The sequence below is a fragment of the Spirillospora sp. NBC_01491 genome, from assembly GCF_036227065.1.
GTDB lineage: Bacteria > Actinomycetota > Actinomycetes > Streptosporangiales > Streptosporangiaceae > Spirillospora > Spirillospora xylanilytica.
On record NZ_CP109432.1, the window covers coordinates 2,967,187 to 2,980,945 of the forward strand.

The 13,759-nt window shown below is 74.6% G+C and carries 9 protein-coding genes and 1 tRNA gene; 7 read left to right on the plus strand and 3 right to left on the minus strand.

The window, feature by feature from the left end:
• Positions 1–153: 153 nt before the first annotated feature.
• Complete coding sequence (locus OHA34_RS13855; RefSeq protein ID WP_329521812.1) at positions 154–1,650, plus strand: RNA polymerase sigma factor; 1,497 nt, start codon at positions 154–156, stop codon at positions 1,648–1,650.
• A 37-nt stretch (positions 1,651–1,687) separates the two neighbouring features.
• Here OHA34_RS13855 and OHA34_RS13860 read toward each other — a convergent pair whose 3' ends face one another.
• Positions 1,688–2,773, minus strand: coding sequence for a phosphotransferase family protein (locus OHA34_RS13860; protein ID WP_285944079.1), 1,086 nt, complete (start codon positions 2,771–2,773; stop codon positions 1,688–1,690).
• A 426-nt stretch (positions 2,774–3,199) separates the two neighbouring features.
• Here OHA34_RS13860 and OHA34_RS13865 point away from each other — a divergent pair, with 426 nt between their 5' ends.
• Positions 3,200–4,345: a hypothetical protein gene (locus tag OHA34_RS13865; protein ID WP_329521813.1), complete on the plus strand. Its 1,146-nt coding sequence runs from the start codon at positions 3,200–3,202 to the stop codon at positions 4,343–4,345.
• Positions 4,346–4,349: 4 nt separating this feature from the next.
• Here the strand turns inward: OHA34_RS13865 and pdxR are convergent, their stop codons facing one another.
• Positions 4,350–5,735: a MocR-like pyridoxine biosynthesis transcription factor PdxR gene (pdxR, locus tag OHA34_RS13870; protein WP_285944077.1), complete on the minus strand. Its 1,386-nt coding sequence runs from the start codon at positions 5,733–5,735 to the stop codon at positions 4,350–4,352.
• Between the two features lie 70 nt (positions 5,736–5,805).
• Between pdxR and OHA34_RS13875 the strand changes: the two genes are divergently transcribed.
• From OHA34_RS13875 to OHA34_RS13890, 4 genes are all read left to right on the plus strand, one after another.
• On the plus strand, positions 5,806–6,480 hold the full coding sequence (locus tag OHA34_RS13875) for a pyridoxamine 5'-phosphate oxidase family protein (protein WP_329521814.1): 675 nt from the start codon (positions 5,806–5,808) through the stop codon (positions 6,478–6,480).
• A gap of 16 nt (positions 6,481–6,496) precedes the next feature.
• On the plus strand, positions 6,497–7,120 hold the full coding sequence (gene orn, locus OHA34_RS13880; protein WP_285944075.1) for an oligoribonuclease: 624 nt from the start codon (positions 6,497–6,499) through the stop codon (positions 7,118–7,120).
• 68 nt (positions 7,121–7,188) lie between these two features.
• Positions 7,189–7,264, plus strand: a tRNA-His gene (locus OHA34_RS13885).
• A 281-nt stretch (positions 7,265–7,545) separates the two neighbouring features.
• Positions 7,546–7,881, plus strand: coding sequence for a hypothetical protein (locus tag OHA34_RS13890; protein ID WP_329521815.1), 336 nt, complete (start codon positions 7,546–7,548; stop codon positions 7,879–7,881).
• 54 nt (positions 7,882–7,935) lie between these two features.
• Here OHA34_RS13890 and OHA34_RS13895 read toward each other — a convergent pair whose 3' ends face one another.
• Positions 7,936–8,637 (minus strand): peptidase inhibitor family I36 protein, encoded by a 702-nt coding sequence (locus tag OHA34_RS13895; protein ID WP_329521816.1) that lies wholly within the window; start codon positions 8,635–8,637, stop codon positions 7,936–7,938.
• 249 nt (positions 8,638–8,886) lie between these two features.
• Between OHA34_RS13895 and OHA34_RS13900 the strand changes: the two genes are divergently transcribed.
• Positions 8,887–13,758, plus strand: a complete 4,872-nt coding sequence (locus OHA34_RS13900; protein ID WP_329521817.1) for a DNA-binding protein — start codon at positions 8,887–8,889, stop codon at positions 13,756–13,758.
• Position 13,759 lies beyond the last annotated feature (1 nt).

A 13,759-nucleotide genomic window follows, 5' to 3' on the forward strand; every position in this document is an offset into this window, starting at 1 on the left:
GCCACGGCGCGTACCGCGCCGGTCACGTAATCGTCCCTAAAGGGAGAAATCTCCCTGACTTGGTGGCAGGATCGGGCAGCCAGAGTGGCGGGGCCATGGCCCGCGTTCACCGCAGGCACGTCCGAAGACACCGATTCACCTGGGAGGGTTCCCGTGGCCGGAGGGCCAGGTCCCGGTCAGTTCGACGACCTCCGGCTGGCGGAGGCACTGCGCGCCGGCGACGTCATCGCGCTGACCGAGGTCTACGACACCTACGCCCCTTTCCTGTTCGACTACTGCCACGGGCTGCTGCGCGACCGGATCGAGGCGACGGGCGCGCTGCGCAACTGCGTGATCGCGGCCCGCGAGCACGTCGCCATGCTGGGCGAGCCCGACCGGCTGCGCGGCTGGCTGTACGCCGTCGCCCGCAAGGAGTGCATGCGGCGCCGCGACAGCCCGAACCGGCACATCGGGCAGGAGGCGCCCGAGGCCGAGGACGACCTGTCGGAGGAGCAGATCTCCCGCCGCGAGGAGCGCCGCCTGCTGGCGCACAGCGCCCTCGCCGCGCTCAACGGGCGGCAGCGCGAGGCGATCGACCTGGCGGTCCGGCACGAACTGGACGCGGTGGACCTGTCCGGGGTCTTCGGCATCGAGGTCGAGGAGGCCGACGAGCTGGTCACCAGGGCCCGCGGGACCCTGTCGGCCGCGCTGCACGCCGCGCTGATCGCGCAGAACCACTGGAAGGACTGCCCGAGCGTCTCGGCGCTGACCGAGTCCTGGCCGCTGTCCCCGCAGACCTCCTCGACCCTGGTCCGGCACGTGGCGAGCTGCCCGACGTGCGGCACGCGCGAGACCCCGTCGCTGCCCGCCGACCGGCTGCTGGCCGTGCTGCCCATCGCGGCGATCCCGGGCGACCTGCGGCTGGACGTGCTGACCGCGGCGACCGCCGCCGACCGGGCCGAGAACCGCCGCTCCATCGCGGCCTGGACCGAGCCGTTCGACGAGTACGGCTGGCCGGTCCCCTACGAGCCGGTGGCCGCCCGCACCCGGGACCGCGCGCCGGCCCGCCGCCGCGGCCCGCTCATCGCCGCGGTCGCGGGCGGCGTCGCCGCCGTCGCGGTGATCGCGGTATCGGTCTCGGCGTTCAGCGGCTCGGGCGAGAAGACCGGCGCTACGGCCCCGGCGCCCGGGGTGAGCTCGGCGTCGGCCGGCGACGGGTCGTCCGCCGCCTCGCCCGACCCGTCGCGGGACCCGTCGCGGACGCCCAGCACCAGCGCCTCGCCGACGCCGAGCAGTTCCAGCCCGACGCCGTCGAAGTCGCCGTCACCGTCCAAGACGCCGACGAGCAAGCCGCCGACCACGAAACCGGCGTCACCGAAACCGCCGCCGCCGCACCGGCCCGATCCGCCCGCGCCGGGCAACCTGTCGGTGGCCGGCTGCGACATGGGCCGCGACGCATCGTGCACGATCACGATCAGGGCGGTCGGCGGCCCGGTCACCTGGCGGGTCACCGGCACCTCGGGCGACCTCGACGCCGGCGGGTCGGGCCGATTGTCGGCCGGCCAGACCGCCGGGGTGACCGTCCGCCGCACCAACGGGATGTGCTGGGTCCCGAAGGACGGCGCGGTCTCGTTCACCTCCGGCGGCTCCGCGCCGGTCGCCTACTGCTGATCGGGGACGCCTCCTGGGGGACGCGGACGGCCGCGTCCTACCAGGGGGAGCCGGCGTCGAGCGTGCCGTGCGCGCGGGTGAGCAGGACGGGCACCGCGTCCCCGATCGTGTCGAACCCCTCGCCGACGGTGGCGTTCTGCAGGTAGCGGGCGTGGATGCCCTCCAGGATCACCGCGAGCTTGAAGCAGGCGAACGCGACGTAGAAGTCGAGGTCGGCCAGGTCGTACCCGGTCAGCGCGGCGTACCGCTCGGTGAACTGCCGCCGGGTGAGGAAGCCGGGCGCGGTGGTGATGGTGGCCCCGACCGGGAGCTGCTGCGCGTCGGTCGCCTCGGCCCAGTAGACCAGGGTCAGGCCCAGGTCCGACAGCGGATCGCCCAGGGTCGACATCTCCCAGTCGACCACCGCGGCGATCTCGGGCCGCGGCTTCAGCCGGGCCAGCGCGTTGTCGAGCCGGAAGTCGCCGTGCACCAGCCGGGCCGGGGCGTCGGCGGGCAGCCGCTCGGCCAGCCGCGCGACCAGCCGGTCGTACTCGGGCAGGTCGTGGGCGTTGCCGCCGGCGCGGATCGCCTCCTGCGAGCTGTCCCACTGCTTGCCCCAGCGCTTGAGCTGGCGGGCCATGTAGCCGCTCGGCCGGCCGAAGTCCGCCAGGCCGACGGCCTCGACGTCGACGGTGTGGATCGCCGCGAGCGCGGCGGCGAGCGCCTCGCTGAGCCCGGCGGCCTGCTCGGGGGTGAGGTCGGCGGCGTCCTCGCGGGTGCGCAGCACCTGGCCCTCGACGAAGTCCATCAGGTAGAAGCGGGCGCCGATGACGCCCTCGTCGTCGCAGAACGCCAGCGTGGCCGGCACCGGCACCTCGCTCCCCGCGCTCAGCGCCGACAGCACCCGGTACTCGCGCCCCATGTCGTGGGCGGTCGGCAGGACGTGCCCGAGCGGCGGGCGGCGCAGCACGATCCGGCGCCCGCCCTCCAGGGTGATCCCGTAGGTCAGGTTGGACCGCCCGCCGGCGATCAGGTCGATCGCGGTGATCCGCCCGGTTCCGGGCAGCGCGCGCGCCAGCCAGTCCGCCAGGCGCGGGACGTCGATGCCGGGTACCCCGGCCGGAAGTTCAGCGTCAGCGCTCATGGGGCCCTATTAGAACGTGGCTCGGTCCGGGCTGTGAACCCCGCCCCCGTCCAAGGCCCTCCAGTGCGGACGGTAACCCTTCGGCCACTTCCGGCCGTTACCATGATCCTTTCGCTCGACCCGGCCCCGGAGCGCTGACCAGGAGGAATAGCGGCGCCCGGGGAGCCCGCCGGGCACGTACCGCAGGAACGGGACGGCCCTAGGTGGATTAGCGGGGCGGGAGGGGTACGCATCACCGACGACACCCGATCAGACTGGGACCAATCCCTTGCGGGGTGTGCAAGCCGCCGAAACCGGCCCACGGCGGCAGGCTGGACTTATGCGTCCGGCTGGGCTACGAACAAGGAACCGAGACCAATTCGGGGCCGGACCGCCCGATTGGGGGGACGCACCGTGGCCGACGCATGGCTACCGGGAGCCGCACGCATGCCCGCACGACAGGACGGTGGAGCGTTGCAGGGAGGTGCTCCCCGTGTCGTCTGGTTCAGCAGCGAGTCCGACCCCCGTGCCGTCTCGGCCCGCTCGGTCGCCGCCGACCTGGTGAAGGAGGACCGCGCCGCGCACCTGGTGTGGAATCCGGGCTCCGGGGAGGTCCTCCAGCTCGTCCCCGCCACCCGCGCGGGACGGCTGCTCGGCGACGACGGCGCCGGCCGGGAGGGCCGGGTCTGCGTGCAGATCATGGTGGTCGGCCACGCCCGCGCCCCCTTCACCGGGACGCTGCTCGCCGGGCTCGACCCGATCATGCGCTGGCTGGACGCCTGGGGCGTCGCCCGGCACTGGCTCGCCGGCCCGCCGCTGCCGTCGCCGCAGTCCTACCACTCCCGGCGCGACCGCCGCGCCTGGGCGCGGGGCGGCCACTACGGCGCCTCCCAGGTCCCCGGCGCCGACCGTCCCGACCCCGGCGGCATCGACATCCGGCGCATCACCGGCCCCGACACCCCGCTGGCCCCCATCCCGAAGCCGTCCCTCCTCACCACGGGCGAGGTGATCGGCACCGGCTCGCCGGGCTCCGGCTCGCCCACGCGCCCGGCCGCGCAACGTCCCGACGTCCCGCGCCCGGACGTCCCGCGCCGCAGTCCGCAACCCGCATATCCGGGCAAGCCCATCTGGACGCCCGAGCCGGTGAGGGTCGTCGAACCCCTGCGCAGTACCACTCCCCTACGGCCCGCCGCCGAGCCCGCGCTGAGCGGCCACGCCTCTCCACAGAGTCAGCCCGCGCAACCCGCCGAGCCCGTGCTGGCCACCGCCGCCCCCAGGCGGACCGCCGAACCGGCGCGTCCGTCCGCGCTCCCCCTCCAGGGCGGCGAACCCGCGCGTCCGGCCGAACTCCAGCGCGCCGCCGAGCCCGCCCGCCACACCGAGTTCCACCACTCGGCCGAACGCGCGCTGGCCGCCGACTCCCTGCACACCGGCCAGCCCCCGCAGCCCGCGCAACCCGCCGAGCCCATGCACGGACCCGGCGCGACCGGCCCCGGACGGATCGAGCCGCCCCGGCGCGACACCCCCGTCCGCGCTCCGGCGCCGCCGCCGCCCGTACCGTCCCCGGCCGCGTCTCCCTCACCCGTCGGCTAGCGGGTCAGGCAACGAGCTCGCGAACCACCGCGCAGCCGGCCCTGAGCTCGGCGAGGCCCGCCGGGGCGCCGTAGCCGATCACCAGGCCGGTGGCGCCCGGCGGGCGCGCGTGGTGGCGTTCGAGCGTGTCCAGCAGCACCCCGCGCCGCGCGGCCTCGCGCGCCGCCCGCTCCGCCACCGGGCCCGGCAGGTCCACCACGACGTGCAGGCCGGCGGTGTCGCCGCGCAGGCGCAGCCCGCTCAGCGCGCGGACCACGGCCGCGCGCCTGCGCCCGTACTCCGCGCGCATCCGGCGGATGTAGCGGTCCAGGTCCCCCCGGACCAGCAGCTCCCGGAGCGCCTCCTGCGGCACCACCGCCGGACGGTCGTTGAACTCCTCGCGGCGGCGCGCGATCTCGGCCACCAGGCCGGGACGGGCGACCAGCCAGCCGACGCCCATGTCCGAGGTGAGGATCTTGGCGGTGGTGCCCAGGTAGACCACCGCGTCGGGATCGAGGCCGTAGAGCGCGGGCAGCGGCGCGACGTCGTACCGGAACTCTCCGTCGTAGTCGTCCTCGGCGACCAGCGCCCCCGTCCGCCGCGCCCACGCCAGCAGGGCCTGCCTGCGCGGCACCGGCAGGACGCCGCCGAGCGGGTACTGGTGGGACGGCGTCGTGTAGACCAGCCGCAGATCGTCCGGCAGCCCCTCCACGATCAGCCCGTGCTCGTCGACCGGGCACGGCACGATCTGCGCGCCGCGTCCCTCCAGGACCGCGCGGGCCCGGCCGTAGCCCGGCTCCTCCACCCCCACCCGCTCGCCCCGGCCGAGCACGGTGGCGGCCAGCAGGTCGAGGCCGTTGGTCGCGCCCCGGGTGACCAGCAGCCCGTCCACCGGGCAGGCGACGCCGCGGCTGCGCCGGATGTAGCCGGCCAGCGCGGCCCGCAACCCGGGCAGCCCCTCCGGGTCGCGCCGCGGGACCGGCGGCGGCATCCGCGCCGCCAGCCGCCAGGCGCGCCGCCACGCGGGCGTGTCGAGGGCGCCGGTCCACGCGTCCCCGGGCCGCAGGTCGATCACCCCGGCCCCCGTCCCGGCGGGCGCCGCGCGCCGCTCCGGGAACGCCTCCGGCGCCGGGCCGGGAGGCGGCGCCGCCACACCGTCGGTGACGTACGTGCCCGACCCGTGCCGCCCCTCGAGCCATCCTTCGGCGTAGAGCTGCTCGTACGCCTCGGTGACGACCGTCCGGCTCACCCCGACGACCCCGGCCAGGGCCCTGCTGGACGGCAGCCGCTCCCCCGCCGCGAGCCGTCCCTCCCGCATGGCCGCGCGGAACTGCGCGACCAGCTGCGCGCTCATCGGCCCGGCGCCGGACCGCTCCACGACGAGCGGCAGGTCGAGCGGCTCGACACGCACAAGTGGTCTCCGGATTTCCGTGGCGAGTGGCCCTACTGACCAGGCCACTTCCCTCCTAGCGTAGGCGAGCATGAACACCACCCCGCTGTCCTCGACCGCCCGCACCAGCCTCGGCCGGTACGGGAAGCGCGCCGCCTCGGACCGGTCCGCCCTCTACGAGATCCTCGACGCGGGCATGATCTGCCACCTGGGCGTCGTCGTGAACGGCTCGCCCCGCGTGATCCCCACCGGGTACGGCCGGATCGACGACACCCTCTACCTGCACGGGTCCACCGGCGCGTCCAGCCTGAGCGCGGCCCCAGCCCATGAGATCTGCGTCACCGTCACCCACCTGGACGGCCTCGTCCTGGCCCGGGCGATCTTCAACCACTCGATCAACTACCGCAGCGCCCTCGTCTTCGGGACGCCCCGGACGGTCACCGGCCCCGACGAGAAGTCCGCCGCCCTCCGCGCCGTCTCCGAACGGCTCGCGCCCGGCCAGTGGGACGCCGCCCGCCCGCCCACCCCCAAGGAGATGGCCGCCACCAGCGTCCTGGCCCTGTCCCTGGACGAGGCGTCGGTGAAGGTGCGGCAGGGCCCTCCCGGCGACGACGAGGACGACTACGCGCTGGACGTGTGGGCGGGCGTCGTCCCCGTCCGCCAGGTCCTCGGGGCCCCCGAGCCCGATCCCCGGCTCCGCCCCGGCATCCCCGTCCCGGCCCACATCACCGGCCGGCGCCTCGATGCCCCGCGCGGTCGTCCATAGTCGTAGGGTGAAACCCATGAACGAGCGGCTCGTCTGGATCGATTGCGAAATGACCGGGCTCGACCTGCGCGACGACGCGCTGATCGAGATAGCCGCGCTGGTGACCGACAGCGACCTCAACATCCTCGACGAGGGCGTCGACCTGGTGATCAAACCCCCGCCCGAGGCGCTGGCCCAGATGACCAAGCTGGTGCGCGACATGCACACCACCTCGGGCCTGCTGGAGGTGCTGGCCGGCGGCATCACCCTCGCCGAGGCCGAGGAAGCCGTCCTCAGCTACGTCCGCGGCCACGTCAAGGACGCCAAGAAGGCCCCGCTCTGCGGCAACTCCATCGCCACCGACCGCTCGTTCCTGGCCCGCGACATGCCCGCTCTGGACGCCCACCTGCACTACCGCATGGTCGATGTCTCCAGCATCAAGGAACTGGCCCGCCGCTGGTACCCGCGCGTCTACTTCGCCAGCCCGGAGAAGAACGGCGGCCACCGCGCCCTCGCCGACATCACCGAGAGCATCCGGGAGCTCCGCTACTACCGCGCCGCCGTGTTCGTCCCGCAGCCCGGCCCCGACTCCGACACCGCCCGCACCCTGGCCGCCGAGGTCGTCGCCGCCGCCGCGCCCCCCGCCGGTCCCACGGGCTGATCACAGGTAGCCGACCACCCCCGGGAAGCCGCTACACTATCGGGAGCCGGGAGTGATCCCGGCTCATGGTGGGTGTAGCTCAGCCGGTAGAGCACTTGGTTGTGGTCCAAGATGTCGCGGGTTCAAGTCCCGTCACTCACCCCAGGCTGAACAACGGAAGCCCTGGCCGTCACAGAGACGACCAGGGCTTCTCTGTGTCCCGGCGACTGACCGGGACGGCGTTGTCGCAGGTCACGGTGTCGCGACATGTCCGCGTGACAGGGGCGGACAGGGCATGACACCCGCGGCCCTGGTGGCACCCGGGTCGCCCTGCTGTTCTGGTCTCGCAGGTCCGGAAGCGTGCCGAACGCACGAACCGGGGGAATCCGCCGTGCGTGTTCGGCGGACGTCCCATCAGCGATCCACTCACGAAAAGAGACAGGGACATGCGAGTCCAACTACGACGCACGGCCATCACCACCGGGGTGGTCGCCGCCGCGATGAGCGGCGGCCTCGCCCTCGCCGGGGGCGCCCAGGCGACGAGCGCCGCACCGGAGGCGGGCGCCGCCACGGTGGCCGCCCCCAACGGGTGCGCCAAGATCAAGCCGCTCGCCAACAACGGCGTGCAGGTGATCAACGTCAGCTGCGGCCGGCCCATCCGCGTCCAGGTCATCTGGAGCGCCATCCCGAACAGCAAGTTCTACCTCATCGGCATCGGCGGGAAGCGGGACTACTACCCGCACTTCGCCTGGCAGACCTACCAGACCCACGTGATCAGGTAGCCGCCGCCGGGCGCGCCGCCCCCGCGTTCGGGAGCGGCGGGGACGGCGCGCCCGTCAGCTGTGCCGGTAGCTGAGCACCGCGAGGGACGGCAGCGGGACCCGGTCGAGGTGGTGCAGGATCGTCACCTGGCCGGTGCAGTCCGTCCCCGCGAAGAGCCGCTGCCGCTCCTTGCTGTTGTTCTGCGCGGAGCGGGCGACGAACGGCAGCGGCTCGCACGTGCTGCCGGTGGCGTAGTCCGGCGGCAGCGTGATCTTCCGGCCGAGGAAGTTCGGCTCCGGCCAGAAGCAGAGGTGACCGTCGACGCAGTCGGGAGCACCCGCCGAAGCCGTCCCGTCGGACGCCCCGCCGTCCATGAGCACGACCACCGCGGCGGCGGTCGACACCACCGTCACCGCGAGCACCGCCGCCGCGGACAGCACCAGGCGCCACGGCACGCGGCCCGTCCGCTCCGGCGGCGCCAGGTGGACGATCTCGTCGCCCGCGCCGCCCGCAGCGGCCACCGCCGGCGGCCGGATCCGCCGCCGGACGGGCTCGAACTCGTCGAAGAGGCCGGGCTTCCCGCAGCCCTGCACATAGCAGCGGAGCTGCTCCGCCGTGGGAACCGCCCCGTTCTCGATGTTGGAGACCCGCTGCCGGGTCAGCGCCGCCCCGTCGATCTCCGAGCGCCTGGCCACGGCCTGCTGGGTGAGACGCCCGCGCAGCTCCCGCAGAAGGACGCCGAACTCCTCGGCCGTCGTGATCTCACTGGCCTCCACTCGTCCCCCAAGCCCGCACCGGTCCACGGACACCCATGGTAGTGACGCGGGCACGATCCGTCATGGGTACGGCACCGCCGCGAACCGGCGCAGCCGCAGCAGCGGGCGCGGGATCTCTCGACCGGCGCCTGAGGCCGCGGCGGGACGGCGCCGCCTTCGGCACCTCCACTGGATGATCTTGGGTTCGGGGGTCGGGCGGGGTTGGTGATCAGTAGCATTTCGGCCGTTCGCACACTGTGAGGGGCATGAGTGGCATCATCGACACCCGCCGAATTCCTGGATCTGCTGAACGCGCTGTCCCCCAAGGACGTGGCGCGCGCACGGCTGCTGCTGCCGGACGTCGAGCAGACGCTCCGCGAGATACGGCGACGGGCCTGGAACCGGCCGAAGAAGGCACTGCGGGAGTACCAGGCGATCGCTGACGAGCTGGCGCCCACCGTGCCCGCGGCGCTGCCCGCGCTGTACGAGCACGCGGCGCTCGCGTTCCTGTCGGCCCAGCACGAGAAGTACGCCGCGCAGATGCTCGCCGCCGCGCGCCAGGCCGAGGCCGAGCACGGGCTCCTCGTGGACGCGGACCACATCGACGAGATCTTCACCCAGTTCGCGGTGGCGGGAGCGCTGCCGGCGAAGGCGGTGGCCGACTACGCCAAGGAACTGGCCGGCCGGATGCCGGCGGACCAGGCGTTCCAGCGGTTCGCCCGGCTGTGCGTGCGCTGCACCGAGAAGGGGGACGCGCCGTCCACCCAGATGGCCGCCGCCGTCCGCAGGCTCGCGAAGGCGGCGGGCGACCAGGCGGCGCTGGAGCAGGCGTACCTGGCCGAGATGGTCGCCTGCCCCGCGATCGTCAAGGCCCCGGCAGGGTGGTGGAACGCGCACAAGACGGCCCTCACCGCCCTGGCCCGGCGGGATCCGGAGGTCGGGCGCACGCTGCTCGACATGGTCCCCGGCTACCAGCGAGAGCTGTCGCTCCAGCAGATCAGGGACCGGTTCGTCCAATGGCTCGAGCTGCTGGAACGCTCGGGCGCCACCGCCGCCCTCGGCGACGTCACGGATCGGCCGCGACCGTCCGGCGGGACGGCCGGATGGCTCGACACGGTGCTGGAGAAGTGGAACCGCGGCATCGGCGGGAACGCGCGGCTCCCCGGGCTCGGCGCGGTGGTCGAGCGGGTGGCCGGACGGCTGCGCGACGAACTCGCCGCGTCCGGCGGGACGGTGCGGGTCCCGCACGACATCGACCTGCTCGACCTGCTGCTGACCCTGGACGTTCCGGTCGCGGGCCCCGACCCCGGCCACCGCCTCGACCTGGACGACTGGGCGGCCGGGGACGAGCGCCGGGACCTGCGCGCCCTGGCCGCCGACCCGCGGTTCACCGCCGCGTTCGCCGCTCCGGCCGGCGGCTTCGTCTACGACCAGCGGAACCTGCGGACGGTCGAGCTGCTGGCCGAGACGCCGGGCGGCCGGTCGCTGGTGCTCACCTGGGTCCGGGACGTGTTCCGGCAGGCGCACGCCCCCGGACTGCCCGGCCTGGTCACCCCGCACAACCTGCTGGAGTGGCTGCCGACCGACATCCTGGCGGCGGCCGTCCAGGACGGGCCCGCGGGCGCTCCGGGCGGCGATCTCGTGGCCGAGATCGTCCGGACGCTGCGGGGCGGGCTGTTCGGCGAGCTGTGCTGGCCCGCCTTCGAGGAGGCGGTGCGCGAGGTCTTGGCCGGTTCCGACCGGTCCGCGCCCACCATGCAGGACGCCTGGCCGTACCTGATCGTCTCGGGCGACACCGAGGTCCGGGTGGTCGGGCCGGAGGGCACCGTGCTCGCGCACACCTTCCCGGACGTCCCGGGATCGTGGATCAGCACCTGGTACGTCCACTACGTGGACGGTGCGCTCCAGGTCACCTGGCGCGATTTCAAGAACCATTGCCTCGTCGGCTACTGGCACGTCGAGGGAACTCCGGACGCCGAGCCGATCCCGATGACCGACATCGCCGACCGGTACGGGGACGTGAGCCTGATCTCCGGCGAGTGGCGGCGGGGCCTGTCCCCCGCGATGACCCTCCCGCTGCCCGGCGGCGGGCGCACCACCGGGGAGGCCGTGCTGCGCCCCGGCGACACCCGCGTGCCCGCCGAGAACCTGGTGATCGGCGACGGGACCTCGTTCTGGGTCCGCAAGAGCTACCCCGACCGGTGGGTCGCCTATGACCCGATCACCGGGAGCCAGGGCGCGAAGGGCCTCCCCGCCCGGCTGACGAGCATGGCGGAGAAGGCCAGCGGAACCGTGGTCCCCAAGCACACCTGGCTGCGTCCGGCCGGCACGGCCGAGACCACTCCGCTGGGGACGCCGGTGGACGGCCTGCTCGGCTGGCTGGTCACCGAGCACCCGGACGGGTCGGTGCGCGGCGAGGACCTCGCCGGGCGCTCCGTCACCGTCGCCGACCCGCCGCGGAGCGGCTCCGGGAGGTCCTACCCGGTCGGCGCGCTCTCGCTTCCCGGCGACGACCGGCCGCGCGTGCTCCTCCGCAACAACAGCGCTTACGGCCCCGCCGCCCTGATCGATCCGGACGGGGTGACGACGGCCCTCAGCGAGGGGCATTTCGCCGCGGGCCTGCCGCACCTGCCGCCGCAGGCCTACTGGACGATGCTGCGCCCCCGCGACCCGGAAGGATCGGCCGCGCTGCGCAGGGTCGACCGCGAGACCGCGGCGGCGCTGTTCAAGGCCGCCGTGTCCGGGGACGACGACCTCCCCGCGCTCGTCCGCACGCTGATCCCGCAGATCGGCGATGACACACTGGCCATGGGCGTGGCGGGCGTCGCGCGGTTCGCCGCCGAGCGGCAGGCCGTCCTGGACGGGGTGGCCGCCCGCATCGCCGGGCACACCGCCCAGGACGACGCCCCGTCCGCTCCCGACGTCCAGCACGTCCAGGACGCCCTCGAAGCGGGCCCGGACGACGCGATGCTCGGCAACGGGCTCAGCGGGCTCTGGCTGGGCAGGTACTCCGAGAGGCTCGGCGCCTCCCGGCTCGACGGCGACAAGCGCCCGTTCGACCAGTTGCGCGCGCTCCACCGGGCCCTGCACGCCGAGCCGATCGCCGACGTCCCGGACGGCCGCACCCACATCGGCGGACCCGAGCTGCCCAAGAGCCAGGTGGCCTGGGACAGGCTGCTCGGCGGATGCGCGGCGGTGGCCCTCCGGGCCGCGTCACCGGCCACCCCGCCGCGCGAGCGGGAGGCGCTGCGGCGGCTGCTGGTCCTGGTCAATGCGCTCGGCCTGGACTCGTCCCGGCCGGGGCACTGGCGTCAGGTCGGGCTGCATCTCGCCCCGGAGATCGTGACCGAGGCCATCGGCCAGAGCAAGTGGGCCGACTACACCTCCGGCATGTGCGCGCTGCTGCCCCTCGCGGACGGCGCGTTCCTGGCCGTCCTGGACGCCAGGGACGGCACGTTCACCGTCGGGACCAAGGCGCGCCTCGAGTACGGCTGCGACTTCACCGCGCTGTTCCACGACCCGTCCGGCCGGTTCGAGGTCCCCGCCCCGTACACCGTGACGTCCTCGGTACCGGTCGGAGAGGACCGCGAGCCCGGCTGGCTCGGCGCCTTCCTGTCCGCGTGGGCCGAGCACGGGCAGATCACCCGGCAGGACGCGGCGGCCGAGGAGTTCGCCGAGCTCACCGGCGCCGTCCCGGCGCTGGCCGGGCTGCTGCTGGCCGGGCTGCCGGAGCTCCAGGACGACGCCTTCCCGTCCTCCGAGCTCCGCGGGCTCCTCGAGATCAAGCAGTCCGCGGCCCTGGTGGCCCGCGGCGACATCGCCAGGCACGCCGGCGGCGGCCTCCCCGCCGCGGTGACCGGGGCGCTGCTCCCCGAGGACCCCGCCCGGCTGTGGACGCACGGCCCGGACGCGGCGGCGGCGGCCCGGGTGTGGAACGCCACCGTGGGACGGAAGCGGCCGATACCCGAGGATCTGCTCAGCGAGGCGGCCAAGGCCGTCGTCCGGTCGCACTGGTCGGCCTTCGGGAGGGCCTGGGGGGCGACCGACTCGATCCGGGCGCTGGTCGAGCCGTCCGCGAGCCCCCACCTGACCAGGGATCTGAGCTGGCGCATCCAGGACGTACAGGTCCTCCCGGCCCACCCGGACCTCGCCGGGTTCACCGAGGAGGTGCTGGTCGGGACCATCGCGGCGGCGACCTGGCTGGCGCACCGGCTGCCCGCCGGAGACCCGCTGCGGGCCTCGCTGCCCGACGCGCTGGCGCTGATCCGGGACCGGCTGGCCGCCCCCGGCATGCTGCTGGAGCTGGTACCGCGGTTCGACCCGGCCCCCTTCCGGGCCGCCGCCGGCCCGCCCGACGAGACCGGCGGCCCCACCGACCCCGCCGCGCCCGGCGCGGCCGACCTGGAATGGCAGCGCTCCCGCGAGGGCTGGCAGCGCTACGGCGCGATCATCATCCCCGACTCGAAATGGCCGACCCATCCGATCGTCCGGACGGCGCTGCTGGACGAGACCGGCGACGACCCGAACCTGCCCCTGACGTACCGCTTCCGCGACAGCAGCCGGATCACCGACAGCACCAGGCTGTCCGACGATGCCCTCGCGGAGGCGCTGCACCGCGCGTTCGACCCGCGGTTCGCGGCCCTCCTCGCCGACCCGGGCGACCCCGTCGCCGGGGAGCGCGGCAAGGACGGTCTGTGGTGGCCGCAGGACCCCGCCCGGTCAGTGCCGGACCTGGTCGCCGAGGTGGCCGCGGCGCACGGGCTCGGCGCCGAGGCCGCCGGCGTCTACCTGGCGCTGCTGGCACTGCCCGACCCCACCGACCGCAACGTGGCCCGCTGGACGGGATGGAAGCCGGCCCGCCTCAAGGCCGCCCGCGCCGAGCTGGCCGCCTCCGGACTGGTCGTGGAGGGCCGCCGGGCCCGCGCCGGACGGTCGCTGTTCCTGCCCGGCGGCTGGGAGGCGCTCAAGACCCCCCACCTGCCGCTGGAGACGTGGAAGCTCCCATTCTTCCACGTGCTGGAGAGCCCGCTCTGGGGAGGGAAAAAGCGCACGGCCCTGGGCGCGATCCTGCCGTACGAACCGGTGCCCGGCCTCTTCCGGCGGGCCTGGCAGCGCGTCCAGGACGGTGATGCCCCCGCCTGAG